Annotated in this window: 28 protein-coding genes; 15 read left to right on the forward strand and 13 right to left on the reverse strand. The window is 68.1% G+C overall.

The features are described 5' to 3' along the window. The first annotated feature begins 114 nt into the window (after window positions 1-114). From J2Y42_RS08810 to J2Y42_RS08820, 3 genes are all read left to right on the forward strand, one after another. On the forward strand, window positions 115-843 hold the full coding sequence (locus tag J2Y42_RS08810; RefSeq protein WP_391507457.1) for an MIP/aquaporin family protein: 729 nt from the start codon (window positions 115-117) through the stop codon (window positions 841-843). Window positions 844-915: 72 nt separating this feature from the next. After that, complete coding sequence (gene glpK / locus J2Y42_RS08815) at window positions 916-2,436, forward strand: glycerol kinase GlpK (RefSeq protein WP_309857014.1); 1,521 nt, start codon at window positions 916-918, stop codon at window positions 2,434-2,436. A gap of 101 nt (window positions 2,437-2,537) precedes the next feature. Then, complete coding sequence (locus J2Y42_RS08820) at window positions 2,538-3,476, forward strand: RelA/SpoT domain-containing protein (RefSeq protein WP_309857015.1); 939 nt, start codon at window positions 2,538-2,540, stop codon at window positions 3,474-3,476. 19 nt (window positions 3,477-3,495) lie between these two features. On the opposite strand, the gene J2Y42_RS08825 is transcribed toward J2Y42_RS08820, so the two are convergent. The 11 genes from J2Y42_RS08825 to sdhC all read right to left on the reverse strand — a co-directional run bounded on the left by J2Y42_RS08825 (window position 3,496) and on the right by sdhC (window position 12,325). Then, window positions 3,496-4,227, reverse strand: coding sequence for an HAD family hydrolase (locus J2Y42_RS08825; protein WP_309857016.1), 732 nt, complete (start codon window positions 4,225-4,227; stop codon window positions 3,496-3,498). Beyond that, window positions 4,224-4,817, reverse strand: a complete 594-nt coding sequence (locus tag J2Y42_RS08830; protein WP_309857019.1) for a GNAT family N-acetyltransferase — start codon at window positions 4,815-4,817, stop codon at window positions 4,224-4,226. The genes J2Y42_RS08825 and J2Y42_RS08830 overlap by 4 nt, the downstream gene beginning before the upstream one ends. After that, a complete protein-coding gene (gene trpS / locus J2Y42_RS08835) occupies window positions 4,817-5,827 on the reverse strand; it encodes a tryptophan--tRNA ligase (protein WP_309857021.1) in 1,011 nt (336 codons plus the stop codon). Before trpS ends, J2Y42_RS08830 begins: the two co-directional genes overlap by 1 nt. Window positions 5,828-5,871: 44 nt before the next feature. After that, window positions 5,872-6,708 carry an exodeoxyribonuclease III gene (locus J2Y42_RS08840; RefSeq protein ID WP_309857024.1) on the reverse strand — a complete coding sequence of 279 codons (837 nt, stop codon included), beginning with the start codon at window positions 6,706-6,708 and terminating at the stop codon, window positions 5,872-5,874. Window positions 6,709-6,741: 33 nt separating this feature from the next. After that, a complete protein-coding gene (locus tag J2Y42_RS08845; RefSeq protein ID WP_309857027.1) occupies window positions 6,742-7,971 on the reverse strand; it encodes a YihY/virulence factor BrkB family protein in 1,230 nt (409 codons plus the stop codon). A gap of 95 nt (window positions 7,972-8,066) precedes the next feature. Beyond that, a complete protein-coding gene (locus J2Y42_RS08850) occupies window positions 8,067-8,411 on the reverse strand; it encodes a DUF4190 domain-containing protein (RefSeq protein ID WP_309857029.1) in 345 nt (114 codons plus the stop codon). Between the two features lie 8 nt (window positions 8,412-8,419). Beyond that, a complete protein-coding gene (locus tag J2Y42_RS08855) occupies window positions 8,420-8,851 on the reverse strand; it encodes a hypothetical protein (RefSeq protein WP_309857032.1) in 432 nt (143 codons plus the stop codon). A gap of 86 nt (window positions 8,852-8,937) precedes the next feature. Continuing rightward, window positions 8,938-9,699, reverse strand: coding sequence for a succinate dehydrogenase iron-sulfur subunit (locus J2Y42_RS08860; RefSeq protein WP_309857034.1), 762 nt, complete (start codon window positions 9,697-9,699; stop codon window positions 8,938-8,940). Next, on the reverse strand, window positions 9,699-11,501 hold the full coding sequence (gene sdhA, locus J2Y42_RS08865) for a succinate dehydrogenase flavoprotein subunit (protein ID WP_309857037.1): 1,803 nt from the start codon (window positions 11,499-11,501) through the stop codon (window positions 9,699-9,701). The genes J2Y42_RS08860 and sdhA overlap by 1 nt, the downstream gene beginning before the upstream one ends. 40 nt (window positions 11,502-11,541) lie before the next feature. Then, entirely contained in the window at window positions 11,542-11,985 is a 444-nt protein-coding gene (locus J2Y42_RS08870) for a succinate dehydrogenase hydrophobic membrane anchor subunit (RefSeq protein WP_309857039.1), read from the reverse strand. A gap of 1 nt (window position 11,986) precedes the next feature. After that, window positions 11,987-12,325 (reverse strand): succinate dehydrogenase, cytochrome b556 subunit, encoded by a 339-nt coding sequence (gene sdhC, locus J2Y42_RS08875; protein ID WP_018189999.1) that lies wholly within the window; start codon window positions 12,323-12,325, stop codon window positions 11,987-11,989. 239 nt (window positions 12,326-12,564) lie between these two features. Here sdhC and J2Y42_RS08880 point away from each other — a divergent pair, with 239 nt between their 5' ends. Then, the gene (locus J2Y42_RS08880) at window positions 12,565-12,789 is read left to right on the forward strand and encodes a hypothetical protein (protein ID WP_309857044.1); all 225 of its coding nucleotides are present in this window, start codon (window positions 12,565-12,567) and stop codon (window positions 12,787-12,789) included. Window positions 12,790-12,805: 16 nt separating this feature from the next. Here the strand turns inward: J2Y42_RS08880 and J2Y42_RS08885 are convergent, their stop codons facing one another. After that, entirely contained in the window at window positions 12,806-13,945 is a 1,140-nt protein-coding gene (locus tag J2Y42_RS08885) for a mannose-1-phosphate guanylyltransferase (RefSeq protein ID WP_309857046.1), read from the reverse strand. Window positions 13,946-14,019: 74 nt separating this feature from the next. On the opposite strand from J2Y42_RS08885, the gene J2Y42_RS08890 reads away from it, so the two are divergent. The 11 genes from J2Y42_RS08890 to J2Y42_RS08940 all read left to right on the forward strand — a co-directional run bounded on the left by J2Y42_RS08890 (window position 14,020) and on the right by J2Y42_RS08940 (window position 25,597). Then, complete coding sequence (locus J2Y42_RS08890) at window positions 14,020-15,189, forward strand: glycosyltransferase family 1 protein (protein WP_309857049.1); 1,170 nt, start codon at window positions 14,020-14,022, stop codon at window positions 15,187-15,189. Between the two features lie 64 nt (window positions 15,190-15,253). Next, on the forward strand, window positions 15,254-16,387 hold the full coding sequence (locus J2Y42_RS08895) for a magnesium and cobalt transport protein CorA (protein ID WP_309857051.1): 1,134 nt from the start codon (window positions 15,254-15,256) through the stop codon (window positions 16,385-16,387). A gap of 177 nt (window positions 16,388-16,564) precedes the next feature. Further along, on the forward strand, window positions 16,565-17,647 hold the full coding sequence (locus J2Y42_RS08900) for a BMP family ABC transporter substrate-binding protein (RefSeq protein ID WP_309857053.1): 1,083 nt from the start codon (window positions 16,565-16,567) through the stop codon (window positions 17,645-17,647). A 212-nt stretch (window positions 17,648-17,859) separates the two neighbouring features. Beyond that, window positions 17,860-19,380 (forward strand): ABC transporter ATP-binding protein, encoded by a 1,521-nt coding sequence (locus J2Y42_RS08905; RefSeq protein ID WP_309857056.1) that lies wholly within the window; start codon window positions 17,860-17,862, stop codon window positions 19,378-19,380. Then, window positions 19,377-20,669: an ABC transporter permease gene (locus J2Y42_RS08910; protein WP_309857058.1), complete on the forward strand. Its 1,293-nt coding sequence runs from the start codon at window positions 19,377-19,379 to the stop codon at window positions 20,667-20,669. The genes J2Y42_RS08905 and J2Y42_RS08910 overlap by 4 nt, the downstream gene beginning before the upstream one ends. Continuing rightward, window positions 20,666-21,958 (forward strand): ABC transporter permease, encoded by a 1,293-nt coding sequence (locus J2Y42_RS08915; RefSeq protein ID WP_309857060.1) that lies wholly within the window; start codon window positions 20,666-20,668, stop codon window positions 21,956-21,958. Before J2Y42_RS08910 ends, J2Y42_RS08915 begins: the two co-directional genes overlap by 4 nt. Continuing rightward, complete coding sequence (locus tag J2Y42_RS08920) at window positions 21,955-22,392, forward strand: cytidine deaminase (RefSeq protein ID WP_309857062.1); 438 nt, start codon at window positions 21,955-21,957, stop codon at window positions 22,390-22,392. The genes J2Y42_RS08915 and J2Y42_RS08920 overlap by 4 nt, the downstream gene beginning before the upstream one ends. Window positions 22,393-22,408: 16 nt before the next feature. Beyond that, entirely contained in the window at window positions 22,409-23,716 is a 1,308-nt protein-coding gene (locus tag J2Y42_RS08925) for a thymidine phosphorylase (protein ID WP_020075449.1), read from the forward strand. Window positions 23,717-23,726: 10 nt separating this feature from the next. After that, entirely contained in the window at window positions 23,727-24,845 is a 1,119-nt protein-coding gene (locus J2Y42_RS08930) for an adenosine deaminase (protein ID WP_309857066.1), read from the forward strand. A gap of 24 nt (window positions 24,846-24,869) precedes the next feature. Then, on the forward strand, window positions 24,870-25,328 hold the full coding sequence (locus J2Y42_RS08935) for a PTS sugar transporter subunit IIA (RefSeq protein ID WP_309857068.1): 459 nt from the start codon (window positions 24,870-24,872) through the stop codon (window positions 25,326-25,328). Next, window positions 25,325-25,597, forward strand: coding sequence for a PTS sugar transporter subunit IIB (locus J2Y42_RS08940; RefSeq protein WP_018190012.1), 273 nt, complete (start codon window positions 25,325-25,327; stop codon window positions 25,595-25,597). Before J2Y42_RS08935 ends, J2Y42_RS08940 begins: the two co-directional genes overlap by 4 nt. 1 nt (window position 25,598) lies before the next feature. On the opposite strand, the gene J2Y42_RS08945 is transcribed toward J2Y42_RS08940, so the two are convergent. Continuing rightward, window positions 25,599-25,901, reverse strand: coding sequence for a helix-turn-helix domain-containing protein (locus J2Y42_RS08945; RefSeq protein WP_309857073.1), 303 nt, complete (start codon window positions 25,899-25,901; stop codon window positions 25,599-25,601). Between the last annotated feature and the right edge of the window lie 43 nt (window positions 25,902-25,944).

Raw genomic sequence — 25,944 nt, forward strand, 5'->3', positions numbered from 1 at the left:
CCCTGACAAGAGCCTCACCAGAACGCACAACAGGGTGCGGGTCAACTGAACAACTGGAAGGTCAACGTGGACAATATCGGTGTAGATTTCCTGTCCGAGCTGGTAGGCACAGCGATGCTGCTCCTGCTCGGTACCGGTGTCGTGGCGAACGTCGCCCTCATCAAGAACAAGGGCTTCAACGGCGGGTTCCTGATGGTCAACTTCGGTTGGGGCCTCGCGGTGTTCGCGGGTGTGATCGTCGCCTACAACTCCGGTGCGCACCTGAACCCGGCTGTGACGCTCGGTCTCGTCGCCAACGGCGCCAAGACGTTCGGATCGGCGGCGGCGCACACGCTGGTGCCGGTGAACTTCATCACGGTGCTGCTGTACATCCTGGCTCAGCTGATCGGTGCCATCATCGGCGCCGTCCTCACCTACCTGGCGTACAAGCGGCACTTCGACGAGGAGCCGGACCCCGCGAACAAGCTCGGCGTCTTCTCGACCGGCCCCGCCATCCGCAGCTACGGCTGGAACCTGGTCACCGAGATCATCGGCACCTTCGTCCTGGTCTTCGTGGTGATCGCCTTCGGCCACCAGCCCGGTCAGGCGGCCGGTCTCGCCGCCCTCGGCGCGCTGCCCGTCGCCCTGCTCGTGGTCGGCATCGGTGCCAGCCTCGGTGGTCCGACCGGGTACGCCATCAACCCTGCCCGTGACCTCGGTCCGCGCATCGCCCACGCCTTCCTCCCGATCAAGGGCAAGGGCTCGAGCGACTGGGCGTACTCGTGGGTCCCGGTCGTCGGGCCGATCATCGGCGGTCTGGCCGCCGGATGGCTCGCGCTGCTGCTCCTCCCCATCCTCAAGTGACATCGGGGGCCGGCCGGGAGTGATCCCGCCGGCCCCTCCCCGTTCCACCCCCAAAGAACAAAGGAGTTACCTATGGCCGACTACGTCGTCGCCATCGATCAGGGCACGACCAGCACCCGGGCGATCATCTTCGACAAGTCCGGGTCGATCGTCTCGACCGGGCAGCTGGAGCACGAGCAGATCTTCCCGAAGGCCGGCTGGGTCGAGCACAACCCGATCGAGATCTGGAACAACACCCGCGAGGTCATCGGCCAGGCGCTCTCCAAGGCCGACCTGACCCGCCACGACATCGCGGCGGTCGGCATCACCAACCAGCGCGAGACCGCGGTGGTCTGGGACAAGAACACCGGCGAGCCGGTCTACAACGCCATCGTCTGGCAGGACACCCGCACACAGCCGATCGTCGACCGCCTGGCGGCCGACGGCGGCACCGAGCGCTTCAAGCAGATCGTCGGCCTTCCGCTGGCGACCTACTTCTCGGGCACGAAGATCGTGTGGATCCTGGAGAACGTCGAGGGCGCCCGCGAGCGCGCCGAGGCGGGAGACCTGCTGTTCGGCACGACCGACACCTGGGTGCTCTGGAACCTCACGGGCGGCCCGGACGGCGGTGTCCACGCCACCGACGTGACCAACGCCTCCCGCACGCTGTTCATGGACCTCGAGACGCTGACCTGGCGTGACGACATCCTCGAGGTGTTCGGCGTTCCGAAGTCGATGCTCCCCGCGATCAAGAGCTCGTCCGAGGTCTACGGTCAGGTCGAGGCGTCCAGCCTCCTCCGCGAGGTGCCGGTCGCGGGCATCCTCGGCGACCAGCAGGCCGCGACGTTCGGCCAGGCCGCGTTCGACACCGGCGAGTCCAAGAACACGTACGGCACCGGCAACTTCCTCATCTTCAACACCGGTGAGGAGATCGTCCACTCGAAGAACGGTCTGCTGACGACCCTCGGCTACAAGCTCGGTGACGCGGCGCCGCACTACGCGCTGGAGGGCTCGATCGCGGTCACCGGCTCGCTGGTGCAGTGGCTGCGCGACAACCTCGGGATCATCTCGAGCGCTCCGGAGATCGAGGAGCTCGCCAAGACGGTCGACGACAACGGCGGTGCGTACTTCGTGCCGGCGTTCTCTGGCCTGTTCGCGCCGTACTGGCGTGCGGATGCGCGCGGTGCGCTCGTCGGCCTCACGCGCTACGTGAACAAGGGCCACATCGCCCGTGCGGTGCTGGAGGCCACGGCCTTCCAGACCCGCGAGGTGCTGGATGCCGTCAACGCGGACTCCGGCGTCGACCTCACGGAGCTCAAGGTCGACGGCGGCATGATCGCCAACAACCTGCTCATGCAGTTCCAGGCCGACATCCTCGGCGTCCCCGTGGTCCGTCCGGTCGTCGCTGAGACGACCGCCCTCGGTGCCGCGTACGCTGCGGGCCTCGCGGTCGGGTTCTGGTCGGACCTCGACGACCTGCGCAAGAACTGGCAGGAGGACAGCCGCTGGACGCCGAACATGGAGCCGGAGGAGCGCGAGCGTCAGCTCCGTCTCTGGAAGAAGGCCGTCACGAAGACCTTCGACTGGGTCGACGACGACGTGCGCAACGCCTGAGCCCGTCCCTCACCACGAAGCGCCGTCCGGCATCCGCCGGGCGGCGCTTCGGCGTTTTGAACTCTGGTCTGGTGTCACATCCGATCACTAACGTTGGAAGCATGCCACATCAGCTCACTCATCAGCTCGTCGAGAACCTCTACGCGGCCCGTCATCGCCAATGGAACAGCGCGAGGACTAGCGTCGAGAACTTCCTGAGCGATCTGTGCCACGAGCTGCTCGAAGGCGAGGACCCGTACAGGTTGAAAGTCACGGGGAGGATCAAGGACGCGCAGCGAGCCTTTGAGAAGGCGCAACGCAAGCTGCCGTCGGGCATGGAACTCGCGAGCATGGACGACGTCACCGACGTCGTCAAGGACATCGTCGGAGTGAAACTGCTGTGCAAGACGTTGCGCGATTCGGACCTGGCAGTCGAAGCGATTACGGCGAGGTGTACCGCGCCGGGAAGTGTCATCCGATTTCACAATCCCGACGAGAACGAGGACTACGTCGCGACACCGAAGCCGAGTGGGTACCGCGCACGCCACCTTCTTCTCGAGCTGGATGTCGCCGGCCGGGACTCGCGGATCGTAGTCGTGGAGGTGCAGGTCAAGACGATGCTGCAGGACGCGTGGGGCGAGCTGACGCACGAAGACCTGTACAAGTCCGGACCGCTCGTCCCGTCGTCCCATCACGGTGACCTGGCCCGCACCATGGCCGGGCTCCTGTGGGAGGTCGACCAGCTGGCCGACATCATCGCCCGCCAGACCGACAGCCGCATGCAGCCGACCCTGGAAGAGACACAGCCGGGTGCGACTGCCGACGCTAACGACCGGATCGTAGAGGTCACCCACACCGGCGCTCGATACGCGCTCGCCACGGACGATCAGGGCCGTCGCGGGCTCATCCCCGCGGTCGTGATCAGGGATCTTGTGGCGCCTAGAAGACACATCAATGTCGACGACTACGTCTCCGTCGGCCAGAGATTGACCGTTCAAGCCGTCGATACCGGTGACGGCTACTACTTCCACCCGCTCAAGCCGGACGAGCTCAGCTCATGAGTGCGTCGCACCGCGGCGTTCAGGCCAGGAGAGGAACGAGCTCGGCGAGGGAGGCGATGGTGCGAACGCCGGCGGTGGCCGCGTCGAGTTCGTCTTCGGGGGACGGCACGGCGTTGCGACGGTTGAGCCAGACGCCGGTGAGACCGGCTCGTGCGCTGGCGATCGCATCCGTGCGGAGCCGGTCGCCGACATACGCGGCCTGATCCGCGCGAACGCCGAAGGCGCCGCACGCGGCGTGGAAGATCGCCGAGTCGGGCTTGGCCACGCCGACCTCGCCGGACGCGATCAGGTGCTCCATGCGAGCGTCGAGTCCGACCGCCTCCACCTTCCGGCCCTGGAAGGCCAGGTCGCCGTTGGTGATGAGGCCGAAGCGCACGCCGGGGAGGGCAGCCTGGAGGGCGTCCAGGGCCGGGAGGGCGTCGTCGTGCAGCGACCAGGCGGCCACGTAGTGCTCGAAGTAGTCGGCGAACCAGGCGCTCGCCTGGGCGTCGTCCAGCTCGACCCCGTGCCGGGCCGCGAAGTCGCGGGCGCGCGCCTGCCGCTGACCCTCGAAGTCGAGGCGGCCGGCGAGGTACGAGTGGTAGTGCTCCTCCTCGAGGTCGTGCCAGAGCGTCACGACCTCGTCCGCTTCGGCGGTGCCGTAGGGCGGTCCGAGGCTCTCGGCATACCGCAGGATGCCGGCCTCGACGGCCGTCCGGTGCGCGAACAGGGTGTCGTCGAGGTCGAACAGGACGACACGGATGTCGCTCACGCCGGAACCTGCACGAACGAGACATCGGGCCAGTCGCCCGCAGGGCGCCCTGCGTCCTGCGGCAGGAGGGTGCCACGCCACTCGTCGAACCGCTCGCCCCGCTGTTCGGCGCCGCCGGGCACGATGCCGTCCCACCGGAAGCCGGCTCGTCGGGCGACGGCGGCGCTGGCGGCGTTCCCGGCGAGAGCGCGCCACACCAGCTTGCGCAGCGCCAAGCCGTTCGGAGCCGGGGCGAAACCGTAGTCGACGACCAGAGCGGTGGCCTCGGACATGATGCCCTTCCCGCGGGCCTCCGGCGCCATCCAGTAGCCGATCTCGCCCTGGTGCTCGCGGATATCGCCGATGCTGATCATGCCGAGCAGCACGTCATCGACACGGACCGCCCACGTGCAGACCCGGCCGCTCGCCCAGCCGTCGGGAACCACGCTCGTCACGAATCCCACGGCGTTCTCACGCGTGTACGGCGACGGCACGGTCGTCCAGCGAGCGATCGCCGGGTCGGCGCAGACGTCGGCGATCCGGTCGACATCCGCGTGCCCGGGCGTCGACAGCGTCACCCGCGCGCCCGTCAGGACGACCGGCGCCGGCATCAGCGGGCTCGCCGGAGGAAGCCGATGCGCTCGTACGCCTTCTCGAGGGTGCCCTCCGCGACCTCGCTCGCGCGCTCGGCGTTGACCGCGAGGATGCGGTCGAGCTCGGCGGGGTCGGCGAGCAGGTCGAGCGCGCGCTGGCGGACGGGAGCGAACTCCTCGACCACCACCTCCACGAGGCCCTTCTTGAAGTCGCCGTAGCCCTTGCCCTCGTACTCCAGCTCGACGGACTCGATCGATCGGCCGCTGAGCGCGGAGAAGATCGAGAGCAGGTTGGAGATGCCCGGCTTGCCCTCGCGGTCGAACGAGACGACGCCGTCGGTGTCGGTGACCGCGCGCATGATCTTCTTGCGGGTCACATCCGGCTCGTCGAGCATCCAGATGATGCCGGCGCCCGACTCGGCGGACTTCGACATCTTCGACTCCGGGTTCTGGAGGTCGTAGATGCGTGCGCTGTCCTTCAGGATCATCGCCTGCGGCACGACGAACGTCTGGCCGAAGCGGCTGTTGAAGCGCTCGGCCAGGTCGCGCGTCAGCTCGACATGCTGGCGCTGGTCGTCGCCCACAGGCACGATCTCGGTGTCGTAGAGCAGGATGTCCGCAGCCATCAGCACCGGGTACGCGAAGAGCCCGACCGAGGTCGCGTCGGCGCCCTGCTTCTGCGACTTGTCCTTGAACTGCGTCATCCGCGACGCCTCGCCGAAGCCGGTGATCGTGTTCAGCACCCAGGCCAGCTGCGCGTGCGCGGGCACGTGGGACTGCACGTAGAGGGTGGAGGCGGACGGGTCGATCCCGGCGGCGATGTACTGCGCCGCCGTTCGGCGCGTCTTCTCGCGCAGTTCGGCGGGATCCTGCGCCACCGTGATGGCGTGCAGGTCGACGACGGAGAAGAACGCGTCGTGCGTGCTCTGCAGCTCCTTCCACTGCAGGAGGGCGCCGATGTAGTTGCCGAGGTGCAGCGAGTCGGCCGATGGCTGCATGCCGGAGTAGAGGCGGGGGAGTGTCGTCATGGTTCTGCTTTCGAAATCTGGAGGGATGCGGAGGCTTCGGGCCGTCAGAGCGCGTAGTCGACGACCACAGGCGTGTGGTCCGACCATCGCTCGTCGTAGGCGGCCGCACGGTCGACCGACCAGCCCGTGACCCGCTCCGCGAGTGCGGGGGTCGCCAGCTGGTAGTCGATGCGCCATCCGGTGTCGTTGTCGAACGCCTTGCCGCGCCACGACCACCATGTGTAGGGCCCCTCGACCTCGCCCGCGTGCTTGCGGACGATGTCGACCCAGCCGAGACCGGCGCCGGCGTTGTACGCCGGGTCTCCTTCGGCGCCGAGGATGCGGTCGAAGTACTCGCGCTCCTCCGGCAGGAAGCCGGCGCGCCTGACGTTGCCCTTCCAGTTGCGGATGTCGAGCGTGCGGTGACCGACGTTGAGGTCGCCCATCACGACCGCGAGCTCGTTGTGCTTCTGCAGCTCGGGGAGCCGCGCCTCCATCGCGTCGAGGAAGCGGTACTTCTCGGTCTGCTTCTCTGTGCCCGCCTCGCCCGAGTGGACATAGGCGCTGACCACGGTGATCACCGTGCCGCCGACCTCGTAGTCGGCCTCCAGCCACCGGCCCGCGCTGTCGAATTCGCTGGGGCCGAGCTCTACCCGGTGGATGGATGCGCGGTGCCTGCTCGCGATCGCGACGCCCGCGCGGCCCTTGGCGGTGGCGGGGTCGTGGACGATGTCCCACTCGTCGCCGAGGAGCTCCTGGAGGTCTTCGGACGAGGCCCGGACCTCCTGGATGGCGAGGACGTCGACGTCGCGCCCATCGAGCCAGGCGCCCATGCCCTTGCGGAAGGCGGCGCGGATGCCGTTGGCGTTGATCGTGGCGATGCGCAAGCGACTCGAGGGCATGCTTCCAGCCTACCGGGGGCGGCCGACACCGGTTCAGCCGACCGGTTGTCCGTCGAGGAGGTCGTTCAGCCGCTGCTCCGCGCGGGCGACGCGACGCTGCGCGGGAAGCCGGGAGAACCAGCGCGCCGTCGCTAGATCGTCCTGCGCCTGCGCCAGCTCCGAGCGGGCGACGAGCACGCGCGCCTCGTGCTCGGCCGCCGCACGCTCCGCGGCCGCCTCCTCCGGCGTGACGGCGCGCGGCGAGAGACCGCTGTCGAACATCCCGATCGCGATCCACGACGCCGACAGCAGGATGACGCGCGAGATGAGGTTGAACCACAGCAGGAGACCGATGAAGACGGCGAAGGTCGCCAGCAGCGGGTTCTTGTACGCGCCGCGGAGCAGCAGACCGCCCAGGGCGCTCAAGCCGGCGAGCACGAGTGCGCCCAGCAGCGCGCCGAAGAAGAGATTGCGCCAGGGGATCGCCACCCGGGACATGACGCGGAACATCGCGCCGAGGGTCACGATGTTGAGCGCGACCGACACCACCAGGCCCGAGAACCGCGCGACGGCGTTGGTCCAGAAGGAGTCGGCCGACAGCCCGGCGAGGTCGAGAAGGAGCGTCAGGGCCTGGGTGCTGATGATGGTGAGCAGCGCCGACAGCACGAACAGCACGCCGAAGATGAGCGCCAGCCCCAGGTCGCGCACCTTCTGGAGCACGTAACTCGTGGTGTCGCGGCTGAGACGGAACACCGCCCGGACCGCCTGTCGCGTGTAGTAGAGCCAGCCGATCGCGGTCCAGATCAGGCCGATGGCGGCGATCACGCCCGTCCAGCCGAAGGAGGAGGCGTTGCGCAGCTGCTCCTGCGGGATGACCCCGACCGTTGCGCTCGTCTCGATCAGCCCGGGAACCGTCCGGTTGATCAGGGCCACGAGCGCGTCGAACACCGCCTCGTTGCCGGCGAGCCAGTAGCTCGCGACGGAGAACCCCACCCACACGGCGGCGAACACGGCGAACAGCGACTGGTAGCCCATCCCGGCGGCGCGCAGATTGCCATCCGAATACGAGTAGTTGATGTACACGCGGTACGGGCGCAAAGCCTTGACCCACTTCGCCCAGACGGAGACGCGCGCCACGGGCCGCTCGAACCGGCGCACCAGGGGGTCGGCACGCTCCACCAGGCGCTCTCGCAGCGACTCGTCGGCCTCCGGCTCCACGTTGCCCGCGGCGCGCTGGAGGTCCGGCTCCGGTGGAGACGGCTCGCCTCGGGACTTCTTGGCCACGCCGTCAGGATAGCGAGCGGCCGTGCCGCTCGGAGATGCACGACGGCAGACGAGCGAGAGGGTCCAAGGCCGGGAGAGGGCGGTTACCGGCCCGCTCAGGTGGCCAAGGAGGGGTCGGCCACGCTCGCAGCGATGCCGATAGCGATGACCACCGCATACAGGAGACCAATGAGGAGGCCCAGCGCGAGGAAGCAGTAGCCGACGATCACGCCGGCCAGTGCGAGTCCGCGGCCGTTCTCGCCGGTGCGTTTGATCTGGCCGAAAGCGATGTGCCCGCAGATCACAGCGGCGATAGGAAACACGAATGCCGTGACGAGCGAGACGACCGCCAGGACGTTGGTCCCCGCCGGTGCGGCGCCATAGGTGTACGGCGGATGTGGCGGGTGAACCGGCCGCGGCGGCTGCTGGGCCTGCTGTCGGTGCTGATCGACAGTGCTCATGGTGTCTCCTAACGGGCGACGCTGACGGCGAGGACGCCGGCGCGCTGTAGTGCCGAGTGGATGGCGTTCGCCGTTTCCTGGAACGCCCTGTTGACCTTGGCCGCTCCGACAGCGCCGCCCTTGAGCGCCCCCGCCGTCATGTCGCGGTTCAGGCGTGCCACCAGGTGGCTCTCTGCGTCCACCATCAACTCGACAAGGAACGTCACCTGAAACTTGCTGCCGGCCAGCGCGCCAAGCAGCAAGGTCATCCCGATGCTCCCGCGCTTCGCGAGAAGTCCGCCTTTCGGCGTGGCTGAGACGGAGAATCCCTGAGCTTCCAGGGCGGAGGCGACCAGACGTCGTCCAGCGTCGTGGTCACCCAGCAGGATGAAGTCGTGTGCAGCGGGCATGGTCTTCCATTCGGGTAGGGTGCGCCAAGGGTCGGCCTCGGCAGTCGTCACTACATATAGACGGCAAAGCACCCCGGATATGACGCGAGCCCCGGACGCAAGTGCGCTCGGGGCTCGGAGTCGGGATGGGTGGCGGTCTACGGACGGCCGCGCATGATCGCCTGCTTCACCTCGGCGATCGCCTGCGTGACCTGGATGCCGCGCGGGCAGGCGTCGGTGCAGTTGAAGGTCGTGCGGCAGCGCCACACGCCCTCCTTGTCGTTGAGGATGTCGAGGCGCACCTGCGAGTTGTCGTCGCGCGAGTCGAAGATGAAGCGGTGCGCGTTGACGATGGCGGCCGGGCCGAAGTACTGGCCGTCGGTCCAGAACACCGGGCAGGACGACGTGCACGCGGCGCAGAGGATGCACTTCGTGGTGTCGTCGAAGCGAGCGCGGTCGGCCACCGACTGGACGCGCTCCTTGCCCTTCTCCGGCTTGGAGTTCGCGACGAGGAACGGCTGCACCTCGCGGTACGACTCGAAGAAGGGCTCCATGTCGACGATGAGGTCCTTCTCGAGCGGCAGGCCCTTGATCGCCTCGACGTAGATCGGCTTCGAGATGTCGAGGTCCTTAATCAGCGTCTTGCAGGCGAGGCGGTTGCGGCCGTTGATGCGCATGGCGTCCGATCCGCAGATGCCGTGCGCGCACGAGCGGCGGAAGGTCAGCGAGCCGTCCTGCTCCCACTTGATCTTGTGGAGGGCGTCGAGGATGCGGTCGGTCGGGTACAGCTCGACGTCGAAGTCCTGCCAGCGCGGTTCCGTGTCCACGTCCGGGTCGAAGCGGCGGATGATGAGCGTGACGGTGAACGACTCGACCGGGGCCTCGGGGGCCGGGGGAGTCTCGAGCACGGCGTTCGACATCAGTACTTCCTCTCCATCGGCTGGTAGCGGGTCACCACGACGGGCTTCCAGTCGAGCGTGATGTGGTCTGCGGCGTCCGACGAGTGCGGGTCGCCGGTGAGATAGGCCATGGTGTGCTTCATGTAGTTCTCGTCGTCGCGCTTCGGGAAGTCGTCGCGCATGTGGCCTCCACGCGACTCCTTGCGGTTGCGCGCGGAGTAGACGACGACCTCGGCGAGGTCGAGCAGGAAGCCGAGCTCGACGGCCTCCAGCAGGTCGGTGTTGTAGCGCTTGCCCTTGTCCTGCACCTGTACGTTGCGGTAGCGGTCGCGCAGCTCATGGATGGTCTGCGTGACCTGGGCGAGCGACTCGTCGGTGCGGAACACCTGGGCGTTCCGGTCCATCTCGTCCTGCAGCTCCTTGCGGATGGCGGCGATGCGCTCCGTGCCGGTCGAAGTACGCAGTTCGTCGATCATGCGGCGGACGGCGCCGGCCGGGTCCTCCGGCAGCGGGACGGCCTCGGCGGTCTTGACGTACTCCACCGCGTTGTTGCCCGCTCGCTTGCCGAAGACGTTGATGTCGAGCAGCGAGTTGGTGCCCAGACGGTTCGAGCCGTGCACGGACACGCAGGCGCACTCGCCTGCGGCGTAGAGGCCCGGGACGACGGTGGTGTTGTCGCGCAGCACCTCGGCGGCGGTGTTCGTCGGGATGCCGCCCATGGCGTAGTGCGCGGTCGGCATCACGGGAACGGGCTCGACCACCGGGTCGACGCCGAGGTAGGTGCGGGCGAACTCGGTGATGTCGGGGAGCTTCGTCTCCAGCACCTCGGCGCCCAGGTGCGTGCAGTCGAGCAGCACGTAGTCCTTGTGCGGACCGGCGCCGCGTCCCTCAGCGACCTCCTGGACCATGCAGCGGGCGACGATGTCGCGCGGCGCGAGGTCCTTGATCGTGGGGGCGTAGCGCTCCATGAACCGCTCGCCGGAGGCGTTGCGGAGGATGGCGCCCTCGCCTCGGGCGCCCTCGGTGAGGAGGATGCCGAGGCCGGCGAGGCCGGTCGGGTGGAACTGGAAGAACTCCATGTCCTCCAGCGGCAGGCCCTTGCGCCAGATGATGCCGACGCCGTCGCCGGTGAGGGTGTGGGCGTTGGAGGTGGTCTTGTAGATCTTGCCGAAGCCGCCGGTGGCGAAGATGATCGCCTTCGAGTGGAAGACGTGCAGCTCACCGGTCGACAGCTCGTAGGCGACGACGCCGGCCGGCTGGGGCACCCCGTCGACCTCGTTCATGATCACGTCGAGCACGTAGAACTCGTTGAAGAAGTTGATGCCGAGCTTGACGCAGTTCTGGAACAGCGTCTGCAGGATCATGTGCCCGGTGCGGTCGGCGGCGTAGCACGCCCGGCGGACCGGAGCCTTGCCGTGATCGCGGGTGTGGCCGCCGAAGCGGCGCTGGTCGATCTTGCCCTCGGGGGTCCGGTTGAACGGCAGGCCCATGTTCTCGAGGTCGATGACCGCGTCGATGGCCTCCTTGGCGAGGATCTCCGCCGCGTCCTGGTCGACGAGGTAGTCGCCGCCCTTGACGGTGTCGAAGGTGTGCCACTCCCAGCTGTCCTCCTCGACGTTCGCCAGGGCTGCGGCCATGCCGCCCTGCGCCGCACCCGTGTGGGAGCGCGTCGGGTAGAGCTTCGAGATCACGGCGGTGCGGGCGTGGGGCCCCGCCTCGATCGCCGCGCGCATCCCGGCGCCGCCGGCGCCGACGATGACGATGTCGAACTCGTGGTAGTGGACGCCGTCGATGACGGTGGATTCAGTAGCTTCTGTTGTCACAGGGTTTCCGTGTCGATTCGTCGCTGGTCGGGAGGCGGGGTCAGCGAGCCGGGCAGAAGGACGGCAGGTCGGCGGCAGCGGCGCCGGCCGGGCACGGGTCGAACGTGAAGATCACGAGCGTTCCGAGCACGATCAGCACGACGACCGCGGCGAGGACGGCCCACTTCAGGATGCGGTTCACGACCCGGTTGTACGCGTAGTCGTTGACGAGCGTCCGCATCCCGTTGCCGCCGTGGATCATGGCGAGCCACAGCATCAGGAGGTCCCAGACCTGCCAGAAGAGCGTCGCGTACTTGCCGGCGACGAAGGCGAAGTCGATCTGCTTGACGCCGTCGCCGAGGACGAGGTTGATCAGCAGGTGGCCGAAGATGAGGATCACGAGCAGGACGCCCGAGAACCGCATGTAGATCCAGCCCCACTTCTCCCAATTCTTGCCGCGGGAGGATCGGGCTGCGGGGGTGCGCGGCGCCTCGATGGTCGTCACGTCAGTTCACCTCCGAGAAGATGTGGACGAGCTGGACGGGCACGAAGCCGGCCATCAGGATCACCCAGAGCGCGATGACGATCCAGAACATGACCTTCTGGTACTTGACGCCCTTGCTCCAGAAGTCGATCAGGATGATGCGGATGCCGTTGAAGGCGTGGAACACGATGGCCGCGACGAGGGCGATCTCGCCGAGTCCCATGATCGGGTTCTTGTAGGTGCCGATCACCGCGTTATAGGCCTCGGGGCTCACGCGGATGAGCGACGTGTCCAGGATGTGGACGAGAAGGAAGAAGAAGATGGCGACGCCGGTGATGCGGTGGAGGACCCACGACCACATCCCCTCACGGCCACGGTACAGAGTTCCGCCGGGCCGGGTCTTGGCCGGCTGCAGGGTCCCTGTCGCTTGGTCTGACACGGACAACCCTCCCTGGTTGCTGATCGCTGATGCGGCGCGGTGAGCGCAGCGCCAGTCTATGCCGGGTGGGGTCCAGCCGCCTCTTAGGGTGACCTCAGTTATCTCGATGTCGAGATAACCCGCCCTGTACGCCGGGATCGGCCGGGCGTACCGTCCACGCCATGACACAGGACGAACCGATCATGCAGGGAAGCACCGACGCGACGGACGAGAGCAAGGTCGCCGGCATCGTCGAGCAGGTCCGGGCGGACATGCAGTTGCGGGGCTCCGAGGACAGCGAGCGGCTGCTGAAGCAGCGTCTCGACGAGACGGGCATCCAGCTTCCGCAGGAGGAGATCTCGCGGCTGGTCGCCGAGATCCAGAACGGCCCGTCGGTCGTCGACTGACCGACCGGCCGACCGGCTAGAGCACGTCGGTGGAACCGGTGATCTTCAGCGCGTCCACCACCGACTTCACCCGCTGGGCGTTCTCGCTGGTGGTGACGAGCAGTGCGTCCGGGGTGTCGACGACGACGATGTCCTTGACGCCGATCAGGCTGATCACCCGCTTGCTCTGACTCACGACGATTCCGCTCGACGAATCGGAGAGCACCCGGGCGTTCTCGCCGAGGATGGCGAGGTCCGACTTGCGGCCCCCGGAGTTGAGCTTCGCGAGCGAGGCGAAGTCGCCCACGTCGTCCCAGTCGAAGTAGCCGGGGATGACGGCAAGTCTGCCTGCGGCGGCCGCGGGCTCCGCGACCGTGTAGTCGATGGCGATCTTCTCGAGCTCGGGCCAGATCCGGTCGACGGCCGGGCCGCGGGTCGCGGGGTCGTCCCAGGCCTCCGCCAGCTCCAGGAGCCCGGCGAGCAGCTTCGGCTTGTTGCGGCCGATCTCCTCCAGGAGCTTGTCGGCGCGCGAGATGAACATGCTCGCGTTCCACAGGTACGAGCCGTTCGCCAGGTAGCGCTCGGCGGTCTGCAGGTCGGGCTTCTCCTTGAAGGAGTCGACCGCCAGCGCGCTCGGGGCGCCGGCGATCTCGAGGCGCTCGCCGTAGTGGATGTAGCCGAACCCGACGGCGGGCTCCGTCGGCTGGATGCCGATGGTCGTGATGTAGCCCGCGCGCGCAGAGGCGGCCGCCTCGCGCACCGCCGACTGGAAGAGCGGCAGGTTGTTGATCACGTGGTCCGCGGCGAACGAGCCGATGATCACGCCGGGCTCCCGGCGCTCCAGGATGGCGGCGGCGAGGCCGATGGCCGCGGTGGAGTCGCGCGGCTCGGACTCCAGCACGACGTTCGGGTCGGTGAGCGACGGCAGCTGCTGCTCGACGGCGGCGCGGTGGGCGCGGCCGGTGACGACCATGATGCGCTGTTCGCCCGAGAGAGGAGCGAGGCGGTCCCAGGTGTCGCGCAGGAGCGTCTGGCCCGAGCCGGTCAGATCGTGCAGGAACTTCGGGGCGTCGGCGCGTGACAGGGGCCACAGCCGCGAACCGATGCCGCCGGCCGGGATCACGCTGTAGAAGCGCTCGATGGGCGGGCCCTGTGTGATCCTGCGCTTCTGAGTCATGCCGAAAGGATAGCGAGCGTCGCCGGACACCGGCTGTTCACGGTGACGACACCGGCGCCGCCTAGCGTTGCGGCATGCGGGTCGCAGTGGTCAGCGAGAGCTTCCTCCCCACCGTCAACGGGGTCACGACGAGTGTGCTGCGGGTCCTCGACCATCTGGCGGCCGAGGGGCACGACGCGATCGTCATCTGTCCGGATGCGGGGGCTCCGGCGGACTACAACGGGTTCCGCATCCACCAGGTGCCGTCGGTCGCGTACCGCCAGTTCCCGGTCGGGCTGCCGAGCCCCCAGGTTCAGCGCATCCTCGCCGGCTTCGGCCCCGACGTGCTGCACGCCGCCTCTCCGTTCTTCCTGGGGGCCCAGGCGATCGCGGCGGCCAACCGGATGGGCGTCCCCTCTGTCGCGATCTACCAGACGGACGTCGCCGGTTTCGCCCGCCGCAACGGGCTGGGCGTCACCTCGGCCATCGCCTGGAAGTACGTCCGCTGGGTGCACGAGGGCGCCGACCTCACGCTGGCGCCGTCGGCGGCGAGCGAGTACGACCTCCGCACGGCCGGCGTCACCCGGGTCGCCCGCTGGGGACGCGGTGTCGACCTCGTGCGGTACCACCCCAATAAGAGGAGGACGCCGGCGGCGGTCGCCCTGCGCGAGCGTCTCTCGCCGGACGGCGAGACGGTCGTCGGCTACGTCGGCCGCATCGCTCCAGAGAAGCAGGTGGAACGGCTGCGCGCACTCCGCGGGATCGGCGGAGTGTCGCTCGCGATCGTCGGGGACGGCCCGTCGCGCGACGCCGTTGCCCGCGAGCTCCGCGGCATCCCGGTGACCTGGCTGGGCCGGCTCGGCGGTGAAGACCTCGCTGCCGCCTACGCCGCCTTCGACGTCTTCGCGCACACCGGCTCCGAGGAGACCTTCGGGCAGACGGTGCAGGAGGCTCACGCGTCGGGACTGCCGGTGGTCGCGCCGCGCGCGGGCGGCCCGATCGACCTCGTCGAGCATGGCGTGGACGGGCTGCTGTTCCGCCCATCCGACGACCGCGCCCTCCGCGCCGCCGTCTCGATGCTCGTCCACGACGGCGCCCTGCGCCGCCGCATGGGGGAGGCCGGACGCCGTGCCGTGCTCGGACGCAGGTGGGATGTCGTGTGCGGCGAGCTGACGCGTCACTACGAGCGCGTCATCCTCGACGCCGTCGCCGCCGTGGATGTCACCCGCGTCCAGCGTCCGGAGGGGTCGCGAGCGTACAGTTAGGTGGCCCCTCGGGCCGTCCTGAACTCGTGTCGACTCGACGTCGTCCGGACCACGGAGGTGACTTATGGCCAACCAGAACCGACGCGGCATCCCGATGCCCTTCGTGACGCGCACCCGCCGGGTCGACCCTCCCTCTCCGGCCGTGGCCGCGCCGCCCGTCGAGACCCACCCGGGGCGGCGCAGCATGGTCGACAGCGCGATCTACGCCGACGGCGTCCGCGTCGCCTCGCCGACCTCCCTCGCCGAGACCTACGCAGCACTCGACCGCACCCCGGGCGGGGTCGCCTGGATCGGCCTCTACCGGCCGAGCGAGCAGGAGCTGCTCTCGCTGTCCGAGGAGTTCAACCTCCACCCGCTGGCGATCGAGGACGCCATCGTCGCCCACCAGCGCCCCAAGCTGGAGCGCTACGACACCGTCCTCTTCGTCGTGCTCAAGGCCGCGAACTACCTGGACGTGCCGGAGGAGGTCGACTTCGGCGAGCTGCACCTCTTCGTCGGACGCAACTTCGTCATCACGGTCCGCCACAGCGAGTCGCCGGACCTCTCGCACGTCCGGCAGAGGATGGAGGGCGAGCCGGAGCTGCTCGCGCTCGGGCCGCAGGCCATCCTCTACGCGATCATCGACGCGGTGGTGGATGCGTACAGCCCGGTCGTCGCGGGTCTCGCCAACGACATCGACGAGATCGAGACGCAGGTGTTCGGCGGAGACGCCTTGGTCTCCCGCCGCATCTACGAGCTGTCCCGGGAGGTCATCGACTTCCAGCGGGCGACGCATCCCCTCTCGGCGGTCATGCTGGCGCTCGAGCGCGGCTCGGCCAAGTACGGCGTGACGCAGGAGCTCGAGCGCCGGCTGCGCGACGTCGCCGACCACCTCACGCAGGTCAATGAGCGGGTGGACGGGTTCCGCTACCTGCTGCGCGACATCCTGACGGTGAACTCGACTCTCGTCTCCGAGAGACAGAACGAAGAGATGACACGGTTGGCGCACTCCAGCAACCGGCAGGGCGAGGAGGTCAAGAAGATCTCCTCATGGGCGGCCATCCTGTTCGCGCCGTCGCTCATCGCCGGCATCTACGGCATGAACTTCACGCACATGCCGGAGTTGTCCTGGCCGTTGGGGTACCCGCTCGCGGTCCTGGCGATGCTCGGGCTGAGCGGTCTGCTGTACTCCATCTTCAAGCGGCGCGGCTGGCTCTGAGCATCCTCCCCGAATGGGGGCCGGGCTGCTCGAATGAGCACGTGCCAACCGGGTGAGCGTTTGTAACGCTTGCATGAAGAACCCGGATTTTCGAACGGAGTGGTTCGTCACATTCGGTAACGTGAACCGCAGAAGCCTGCGATTACCCGCGCGGCTACGCATCTTGGAGGAACAACCTTGTCAATCACAGCCCGAAAGGCCGGACTCCTCGGCCTCGCGGCGGTCGGCGTCATGTCGCTGCTCGCTGCCTGCTCGGCTGCCCCGTCGGACAGCTCGTCCGGTGGCGCCGCCAAGAGCGACTTCCTGCCCTGCATGGTCTCCGACTCCGGTGGATTCGACGACCACTCGTTCAACCAGCTCGGCTACGAGGGTCTGCAGCAGGCCGCGAAGTCGCTCGACGTGAAGTACAAGCAGGCGGAATCGAAGAGCGAGAACGACTTCTCTCCGAACATCCAGAGCATGGTCGACGCCAACTGCAACCTCGTCGTGACGGTCGGCTTCCTTCTCAAGGACGCGACGGAGAAGGCCGCGAAGGCCAACCCGGACGTCGACTTCGCGATCATCGACGACAACGAGATCCAGGCGAAGAACGTCAAGCCGATCATCTTCGACACGGCCCAGGCCGCGTTCCTGGCCGGCTATGCAGCCGCCAGCTACTCGAAGACCGGCATCGTCGGCACCTTCGGCGGAATGCAGATCCCGACGGTCACCATCTTCATGGACGGCTTCGCCGACGGTGTGAAGTACTTCAACGATCAGAAGGGCAAGTCGGTCAAGGTCGTCGGCTGGGACGTCGACAAGCAGAACGGCCTCTTCACGGGTGGCTTCGACGCCAACGAGACCGCGAAGAACACCGCTCAGGGCATCATCGACCAGAACGCCGACGTCATCATGCCGGTCGGCGGCCCGATCTACCAGTCGGCCGCTCAGGCGATCAAGGACTCCGGCAAGCCGATCGCGATGATCGGTGTCGACGCCGACGTCTACGAGTCCGACCCGACCGTGAAGGACCTGCTCCTCACCTCGGTCATGAAGGGCATGAAGCCGGCGACCGACGACGTCGTGACCCAGGCGGCCAAGGACAAGTTCGACAGCAGCCCGTACGTGGGCACGCTGAAGAACGACGGCGTGGGCATCGCCCCGTTCCACGACTTCGAGTCGAAGGTCGACTCGGGTCTGCAGGGTGAGCTCGACAAGATCAAGGCCGGCATCATCGACGGCTCGATCAAGGTCACCTCGCCCTCGTCGCCCAAGCAGTAACAGCGACGAGAACGCTCGACGGGGAGGTCAGCCACGGCTGGCCTCCCCGTTCCGTTCCACCCCCGCCTTCCTTGCTCATCTGAGCACACACTGACATCTGCGCAGGAAGGTAGGGTTGAGGATGCGCGACGAGGCCACCAGCCGTTCCGCGTGCCCCTCCTCACAAAGGCTCTTCGCTCCCCCCGGGCGAGTAGAGAAGGAAACCCACCCGAATGAAGCTCGAACTCCGCGGGATCACCAAACGGTTCGGTCCCCTGGTCGCGAACAACCACATCGATCTGACCGTCGAACCCGGTGAGATCCACTGCCTGCTCGGCGAGAACGGTGCAGGCAAGTCCACCCTCATGAACGTGCTCTACGGGTTCTACCAGCCCGACGAGGGCGAGATCCTGCTCGACGACGTCGTCCAGCACTTCGCCGGCCCGGGCGACGCCATGAAGGCCGGAATCGGCATGGTGCACCAGCACTTCATGCTCATCCCCGTGTTCACCGTCGCGGAGAACGTCATGCTCGGTCACGAGCAGACCAAGTTCGGCGGCCGGCTCGACCTCAACGCCGCCCGGGCGAAGGTCCGGGAGATCTCCGCCCGCTTCGGCTTCGACGTCGACCCGGACGCGCTGGTCGAGGACCTCCCGGTGGGCGTCCAGCAGCGCGTGGAGATCATCAAGGCGCTGTCGCAGGATGCCAAGGTGCTGGTCTTCGACGAGCCGACGGCCGTGCTGACGCCGCAGGAGACCGACGAGCTCATGGCGATCATGCGCCAGCTCAAGGAGCAGGGCACCGCGATCGTCTTCATCACGCACAAGCTGCGCGAGGTCCGCGAGGTGGCCGACCGCATCACGGTCATCCGGCTCGGCAAGGTGATCGGCGAGGCCCAGCCCACCGCCACCAACGTCGAACTCGCGTCGATGATGGTCGGCCGTGCGGTCTCGCTCACGGTGGACAAGAAGCCGGCGAGCCCCGGCGCCCCGGCGCTCGTCGTCAAAGACCTCTCGGTGATCGACCCGATCGGGCAGATCGTCGTGAACAACGTGAGCTTCGAGGTGGCCGCCGGTGAGATCCTCGCGATCGCCGGCGTTCAGGGCAACGGCCAGACCGAGTTGACGGAGGCGATCATCGGCCTCCAGTCGCGTGTGCAGGGCCAGATCCTGCTCGACGGGAAGCCGATCCAGGGCCACAGCGTCCGCAAGGTGCTCGACGAGGGTGTCGGGTTCGTGCCGGAGGACCGCAACGAGGACGGCCTGGTGGGAGAGTTCTCCATCCAGGAGAACCTGATGCTCGACCGCTCGACGAGCGACCCGTTCGTGAAGGCGGGAAACATCCAGTTCTCCTACCTCAAGCAGTTCGCCGAGGAGAAGGTGCGCGAGTTCGACGTGCGCACGCAGTCCATCGACGAGAAGGTTGGCCGGCTCTCCGGCGGCAACGCGCAGAAGGTGGTGCTCGCCCGGGAGCTCAGCCGGGAGCTGCGGCTCTTCGTCGCGGCGCAGCCGACGCGCGGCCTGGACGTCGGCTCGATCGAGTTCGTGCACAAGCGCATCGTCGAGACCCGGGATGCGGGCATCCCCGTGATCGTGGTGTCGACCGAACTCGACGAGGTCGCCGCCCTCGCCGACCGCATCGCGGTGATGTACCGCGGAGGAATCGTAGGAATCGTGCCGGGCGACACACCACGTGACGTGCTCGGCCTCATGATGGCCGGCGAGTCGCCGGAGCAGGCAGGAGCAGCAGCATGACGGGGACGCCCACGTCCGGCCAGCCCGTGGCGCCGGCCCAGCCCGTGGGGCCCGGGAAGCCGGCCCCGGCGGGCGAGGAGCCCTCGCGCTGGAACCAGGCGGTCCGCGAGATCATGAGCGGGCCCGTGGTCATCTCGATCCTCGCGGTCGTCCTCGCTCTGGTCGTCGGCGCCATCCTCATCGCGGTCACCGACCCGGAGGTGCAGCGCGCGGCGGGCTACTTCTTCGCCCGGCCCGGCGACACGTTCGCCGCCATCTGGACGTCGGTCTCCGACGCGTACGTCTCGATGTTCCAGGGTGCGATCTACAACTTCCGCCGACCGTCGTTCAGCGCGGGGATCCGACCGCTGACCGAGACGCTCACCTTCGCCACTCCGCTGATCGTGAGCGGTCTCGGCGTCGCGCTGGCGTTCCGCGTCGGCCTGTTCAACATCGGTGGTCAGGGGCAGATCCTCATCGCCGCCGCCGCATCCGCCTGGGTCGGTTTCTCGTTCGACCTGCCGCCGGTCATCCACCTGGTGCTCGCCGTCGTCGCAGGCATCGTCGGCGGAGCGATCTGGGCGGGCATCGTCGGCCTGCTGAAAGCGCGGACCGGCGCGCACGAGGTGATCGTCACGATCATGCTCAACTACATCGCGTTCTACCTCATCTCGTACATGCTGCGCACGCAGGGGCTTCTGCAGGCACCGGGGTCGAACAACCCGAAGGCGCCGGCGGTGCACGCCAACGCGGTCTTCCCGCCGCTGCTCGGAGCTCAGTACAACCTCACCTGGGCCTTCGTGCTCGTGATCGGCGCGACGGTCTTCGTCTGGTGGCTGATCAACCGGTCGAGCCTCGGCTTCCGCTTCCGCGCGGTGGGTGAGAACCCGAACGCCGCACGGGTCGCGGGCATCAACGTCAAGAACGTGTACGTCTACGCCATGCTCATCGCCGGTGGACTGATCGGCATCACCGGCGCCAGCCAGGCGCTCGGGGTCTTCCCGCAGGGCATCAGCTCCGGTGTGGATGCGGGCATCGGCTTCGACGCGATCACGGTCGCGCTGCTCGGTCGGTCGCGGCCGTGGGGTGTGTTCATCGCCGGCCTCCTCTTCGGAGCCCTCAAGGCCGGTGGGTACACCATCCAGGCGGCGAACGACATCCCGATCGACATCGTGCTGATCCTGCAGTCCCTCATCGTCCTCTTCGTCGCCGCGCCGCCGCTCGTGCGCGCGATCTTCCGCCTGCCCGCTCCGGGGAGCACTCCCCGGAGACAGCGCCCCATCGTCACGAAGGAGGTGGCGGCCAAGTGAGCACCACCGCCCCCGTCGTTCCCGATTCCTCGCCGATCGTCCTGGAGAAGGCGGAGATCCGATCCTGGAAGGCGCCGATCGCGTTCGGCATCTTCGTGCTGGTCAGCCTCATCCTGTTCTTCGGGTTCTCCCGGCACGGCGAGAGCACGTTCCGCTTCTCGGAGAAGTCGGATGCCGTCCGGCTGCCCACGCTGACGGTCGACAGCTTCGTCACCACCACGGTCGTGACCATCTTGCTGATCGTGCTCACCCTGTGGAGCGCGTACCTCTCCTATCGCGCACGCAGGACGCCGATCTGGGTCGTCATCGTCTTCTCGCTGCTGTTCATGTTCGGCTTCCTGACCTGGGCCGACTCGGGCAGCCCGTACCCGGTTCCGGTGACGGGCCTCCTGCTCGGCACGATCAGCCTCGCGGTCCCGCTGGTGTTCGGCGCGCTCGGCGGCGTCGTCTCCGAGCGCGGCGGCGTGGTGAACGTGGCCATCGAGGGCCAGCTGCTCGCCGGCGCATTCGTCTCCGCGATGACGGCGACGCTCACCGGAAGCTGGGTCGTCGGTCTCATCGCCGCGATGGTCGCCGGTGTGCTGGTGTCGTTCCTCCTCGGTGCGTTCGGGATCAAGTACCTCGTCGACCAGGTGATCGTCGGCGTCGTGCTCAACGTCCTCGTCGTCGGCATCACGAGCTTCCTCTACTCGAAGGTGCTCGCGGGCGACCCGCAGCTGCTCAACCACCCGCCGCGCCTGCCGAACTGGCCGATCCCCGTGCTCAGCGAGATCCCGATCGTCGGCAAGGTGCTGTTCGACCAGTCGATCATCGAGTACCTCATGTACATCGCCGTGTTCCTGGTCTGGTTCGGCCTGTTCAAGACGCGCTGGGGGCTCCGGCTCCGTTCGGTCGGCGAGCACCCTGAGGCGGCGGACACGGTCGGCATCAAGGTCAACAGCACCCGGTTCTGGAACGTCTCGCTCGCGGGCGCCATCGCGGGCCTGGGTGGCGCGTACTACACGCTCGGCTCGGTCGGCGCCTTCTCGAAGGAGATGACCGCCGGTCAGGGCTTCATCGCCCTCGCCGCCGTGATCTTCGGGCGCTGGGACCCGATCAAGGCCACCCTCGCCGCCCTGCTGTTCGGCTTCGCCACGAACCTGCAGAACGTGCTCAGCACCATCGGATCGCCGGTGCCGAGCGAGTTCATGCTGATGCTCCCGTACGTCGTGACGATCCTCGCCGTGGCCGGTCTCGTCGGCATCTCGCGCGCCCCCGCGGCGGACGGAAAGCCGTACATCAAGTCATGAGCACCGTGGATCAGGACCCCGATTCGATCGACTGGGATGCGCTGCGCTCCGCCGCGACGGAGGCCATGTCGCACGCGTACGTCCCGTACTCGAAGTTCCCGGTCGGCGCGGCCGCGCTCGTGGACGACGGCCGGATCGTGAGCGGCTGCAACGTCGAGAACGCCAGTTACGGCGTGACGCTGTGCGCCGAATGCGGGCTCGTCTCGTCGCTCGCGATGACCGGCGGCGGCCACCTCGTCGCGTTCACGTGCGTGAACGGAGACGGCGACATCCTGATGCCGTGCGGCCGCTGCCGCCAGTTGCTCTACGAGCACTCGGCGGAGGGGATGCTGCTCGAGACGGTCTCCGGCATCCGCACCATCGACCAGGTGCTGCCCGACGCTTTCGGGCCGCGCCAGCTCGCCGCCTACGCGGCCGAGCACGACAACGACTGAACAGAGGAACACCTTCGTGACCGACCGTGCAGGAGAGGTCGAGGCGTTCGACGCCGTCGACCTGATCAGGACCAAGCGCGACCGCGGCGAGCTGAGCACCGCCGAGATCGACTGGCTCGTCGACGCGTACACCCGCGGCTATGTCGGCGACGAGCAGATGTCGGCGATGACCATGGCGATCTTCCTCAACGGGATGACGCGCCGCGAGATCAAGGACCTCACGCTCGCGATGATCGCGTCGGGCGAGCGGATGGACTTCTCGGGACTCGGCAAGCCGACCGCTGACAAGCACTCCACCGGCGGCGTCGGCGACAAGATCACGCTGCCGCTCATGCCGCTCGTCGCGACGTTCGGCGTCGCCGTGCCGCAGCTGTCCGGACGTGGTCTCGGTCACACCGGCGGCACCCTCGACAAGCTCGAGAGCATCCCCGGCTGGCGGGCGAACCTCAGCAACGAGGAGATGTTCGCCCAGCTGCGCAACGAGGGCGGCGTCATCTGCGCGGCCGGGTCGGGGCTCGCTCCGGCGGACGGCAAGCTCTACGCGCTGCGCGACATCACCGGGACGGTCGAAGCCATCCCGCTGATCGCGTCCTCGATCATGTCGAAGAAGATCGCCGAGGGCACCGGTGCCCTGGTGCTCGACGTGAAGTTCGGCTCCGGTGCGTTCCTCAAGGACATCGAGCGCTCGCGCGAGCTCGCCCGCACGATGGTCGAGCTCGGCCGGGATGCCGGCGTCGCCACCTCCGCTCTGCTCACGGACATGAACGTCCCGCTCGGTCTCGCGATCGGCAACGCGAACGAGGTCCGCGAGTCGGTGGAGGTGCTCGCCGGCGGCGGCCCCGCCGACATCGTCGAGCTGACCGTCGCGCTCGCCCGCGAGATGCTGACCCTCGCCGGACGCCCGGACGAGGACGTCGAGGCGGCACTGAAGGACGGCCGCGCCATGGACAAATGGCGCGAGGTCATCCGTGCTCAGGGCGGCGATCCGGATGCCGCGCTGCCCGTTGCGAAGGAGACGCACACCGTCGTCGCCGAGCAGGACGGCATCCTGGTCGAGCAGCAGGCGCTGCCCTTCGGCATCGCCGCCTGGCGGCTCGGCGCCGGACGCGCGCGCAAACAGGACCCGGTGCAGCACGCGGCGGGGATCGACCTTCACGCGAAGCCCGGCGACGAGGTCCGGGCCGGTCAGCCGCTGTTCACCCTGTCGGCGGACGAGCCCGCCCGGTTCGAGCGCGCACTCGAGGCTCTGGAGGGCGCCTACCGGATCGCCGCCCCCGGCACCGCGTACGAGCGCGGCCCGCTGATCGCCGACCGCATCGCCTAGGGTTGGACTCATGAGCGACGCCTGGAACGAGTACACGCTGGCCGACGGCACGGAGATCCGCCCGCTGCCGAAGGTCTCCCTCCACGACCACCTCGACGGCGGACTCCGGCCCGCCACGGTGATCGAGCTGGGCCAGGAGATCGGGCTGGAGCTGCCGGCGCAGGATGCGACCGAGCTGGGCCGCTGGTTCGGCGAGAAGTCGAACTCGGGCTCGCTCGTCGAGTACCTGAAGACCTTCGACCTGACGACCGCCGTGATGCAGACCCGTGAGGGCCTGGTCCGGGTCGCCCGGGAGTCGGTGCAGGATCTGGGCGCCGACGGCGTCGTGTACGGCGAGCTCCGCTGGGCTCCCGAGCAGCACCTCGCCGGCGGTCTCAGCCTGGACGAGACCGTCGAGGCCGTTCAGGAGGGCATCGAGCAGGGCATCGACGACGTCCGCGGTGCCGGGGGACGCATCCGCATCGGTCAGCTCGTCACCGCCATGCGCCACAACGACCGCGGCCTCGAGATCGCCGAGCTCGCCGTACGCCACCGCGACCGTGGCGTGGTCGGCTTCGACATCGCCGGCGCCGAGGCGGGTTTCCCCGCCTCCAACCACCGCGCCGCCTTCGACTACCTGGCGTCGCAGTTCTTCCCGGCGACCGTCCACGCGGGCGAAGCCGACGGCCTCGACAGCATCCGCAGCGCACTCCTCGACGGCCGCGCGCTGCGCCTCGGCCACGGCGTGCGCCTGGCAGAGGACATCACGGTGGAGCGCCAGGACGACGAGAACACGTACGTGACCCTCGGCACGCTCTCGCAGTGGGTCAAGGACCGCGAGATCGCCCTCGAGACGAGCCCGACGTCGAACCTCCAGACCGGCGCCATCGCCGCGTGGGGTGACGACATCCTGGATCACCCGTTCGACCTGCTCTACCAGCTGGGCTTCCGCGTCACCGTCAACACCGACAACCGCCTGATGAGCGGCACGACGCTGACCCGCGAGCTGAGCATCCTCGCCGACGCGTTCGCCTACGACCGCACCGACCTGGAGATCTTCCAGCTCAACGCCGCGGCCGCATCCTTCCTGCCTCTGGAGGAGCGCGAAGAGCTCTCAGAGATCATCACAGCGGGTTTCGAGGGTTCGTAACCCCTCGGGCGTTACGCTGAAGATATGTCACTGCCACCGCTGCCTGATTCCGCCATCACCGTCGGCGCGCACGCCGCCGACTGGCGTGAGGCGGTCGAGCTGGCAGGGCAGGCGCTGGCGCGCTCCGGTGCGACGGAACAGGGCTACGCGCAGCGGATGATCCAGGTCATCGAGGAGTTCGGCGCCTACATCGTCATCGCTCCGGGCCTCGCTCTCGCGCACGCGCGGCCGGGGCCGGACGTGAACGCGGACGGGCTCTCCGTCGTCACACTCGACGAGCCGGTGGTCTTCGGGCACCCCCACAACGACCCGGTCTCCGTCGTCCTCGGGCTGGCCGTCTCGACGCCGGAGGCTCATGTGACGAGCGTCGCCGAGCTTGCGAATGTGTTCAACGACCCGGAGGCGATCCCGGCTCTGGCCGCGGCGACCGACGTGGCCGACGTGCAGCGCATCCTCACGGTCAGCGAGGAGGCCTCGCGGTGAAGATCGTCGCCATCTGCGGCGTCGGCGTCGGCACGTCCGGCATCCTCAAGGTCAACGCCGAACGCGTGCTCGACCGGCTGGGCATCGACGCGGACGTCACGGCGTCCGACGCGGCCAACATCGCCGAGGCAGCCTCCGACGCGCAGGTCGTGCTCACCTCGCCGGAGCTCGTCGACCGCATCGGTCGCACGAACGCCGATGTGATCGTGGTGGAGAACTACTTCGATCTGGACGAGCTGGAGCGCAAGCTCGACGAAGCGCTCGGCTGACTCAGCCCTGCAGCAGGGCCTCGACGAGCCCGGGGAAGCGCTCGTCCAGCTCGTCCCGGCGCAGCTGGATCTCGTGCGTGCGGCCGGAGACGATGGTGCGCGTGACGCCGGCTTCGCGCAGCGTCTTGAAGTGATGCGCCATGGTCGACTTCTGGACGTCGACGCCCCATTCGGTCATGGACTTGGGATGCGGGCGGCCGTCCGCGAGGACCCGGACGATCTGCAGCCGGATGGGGTCGGCGAGGGCGCGCAGCACATCCACGAGCTGCACATCCGCCATGGCGGGCGCGGGGTAATCGGTCATCTCACCACAATTGTTTGACAAGCATCGAACAATAGTCGTACCG

Origin of the sequence: Leifsonia sp. 1010, from assembly GCF_031455295.1 — a bacterium.
In the GTDB taxonomy this organism is placed as follows: Bacteria; Actinomycetota; Actinomycetes; order Actinomycetales; family Microbacteriaceae; genus Leifsonia.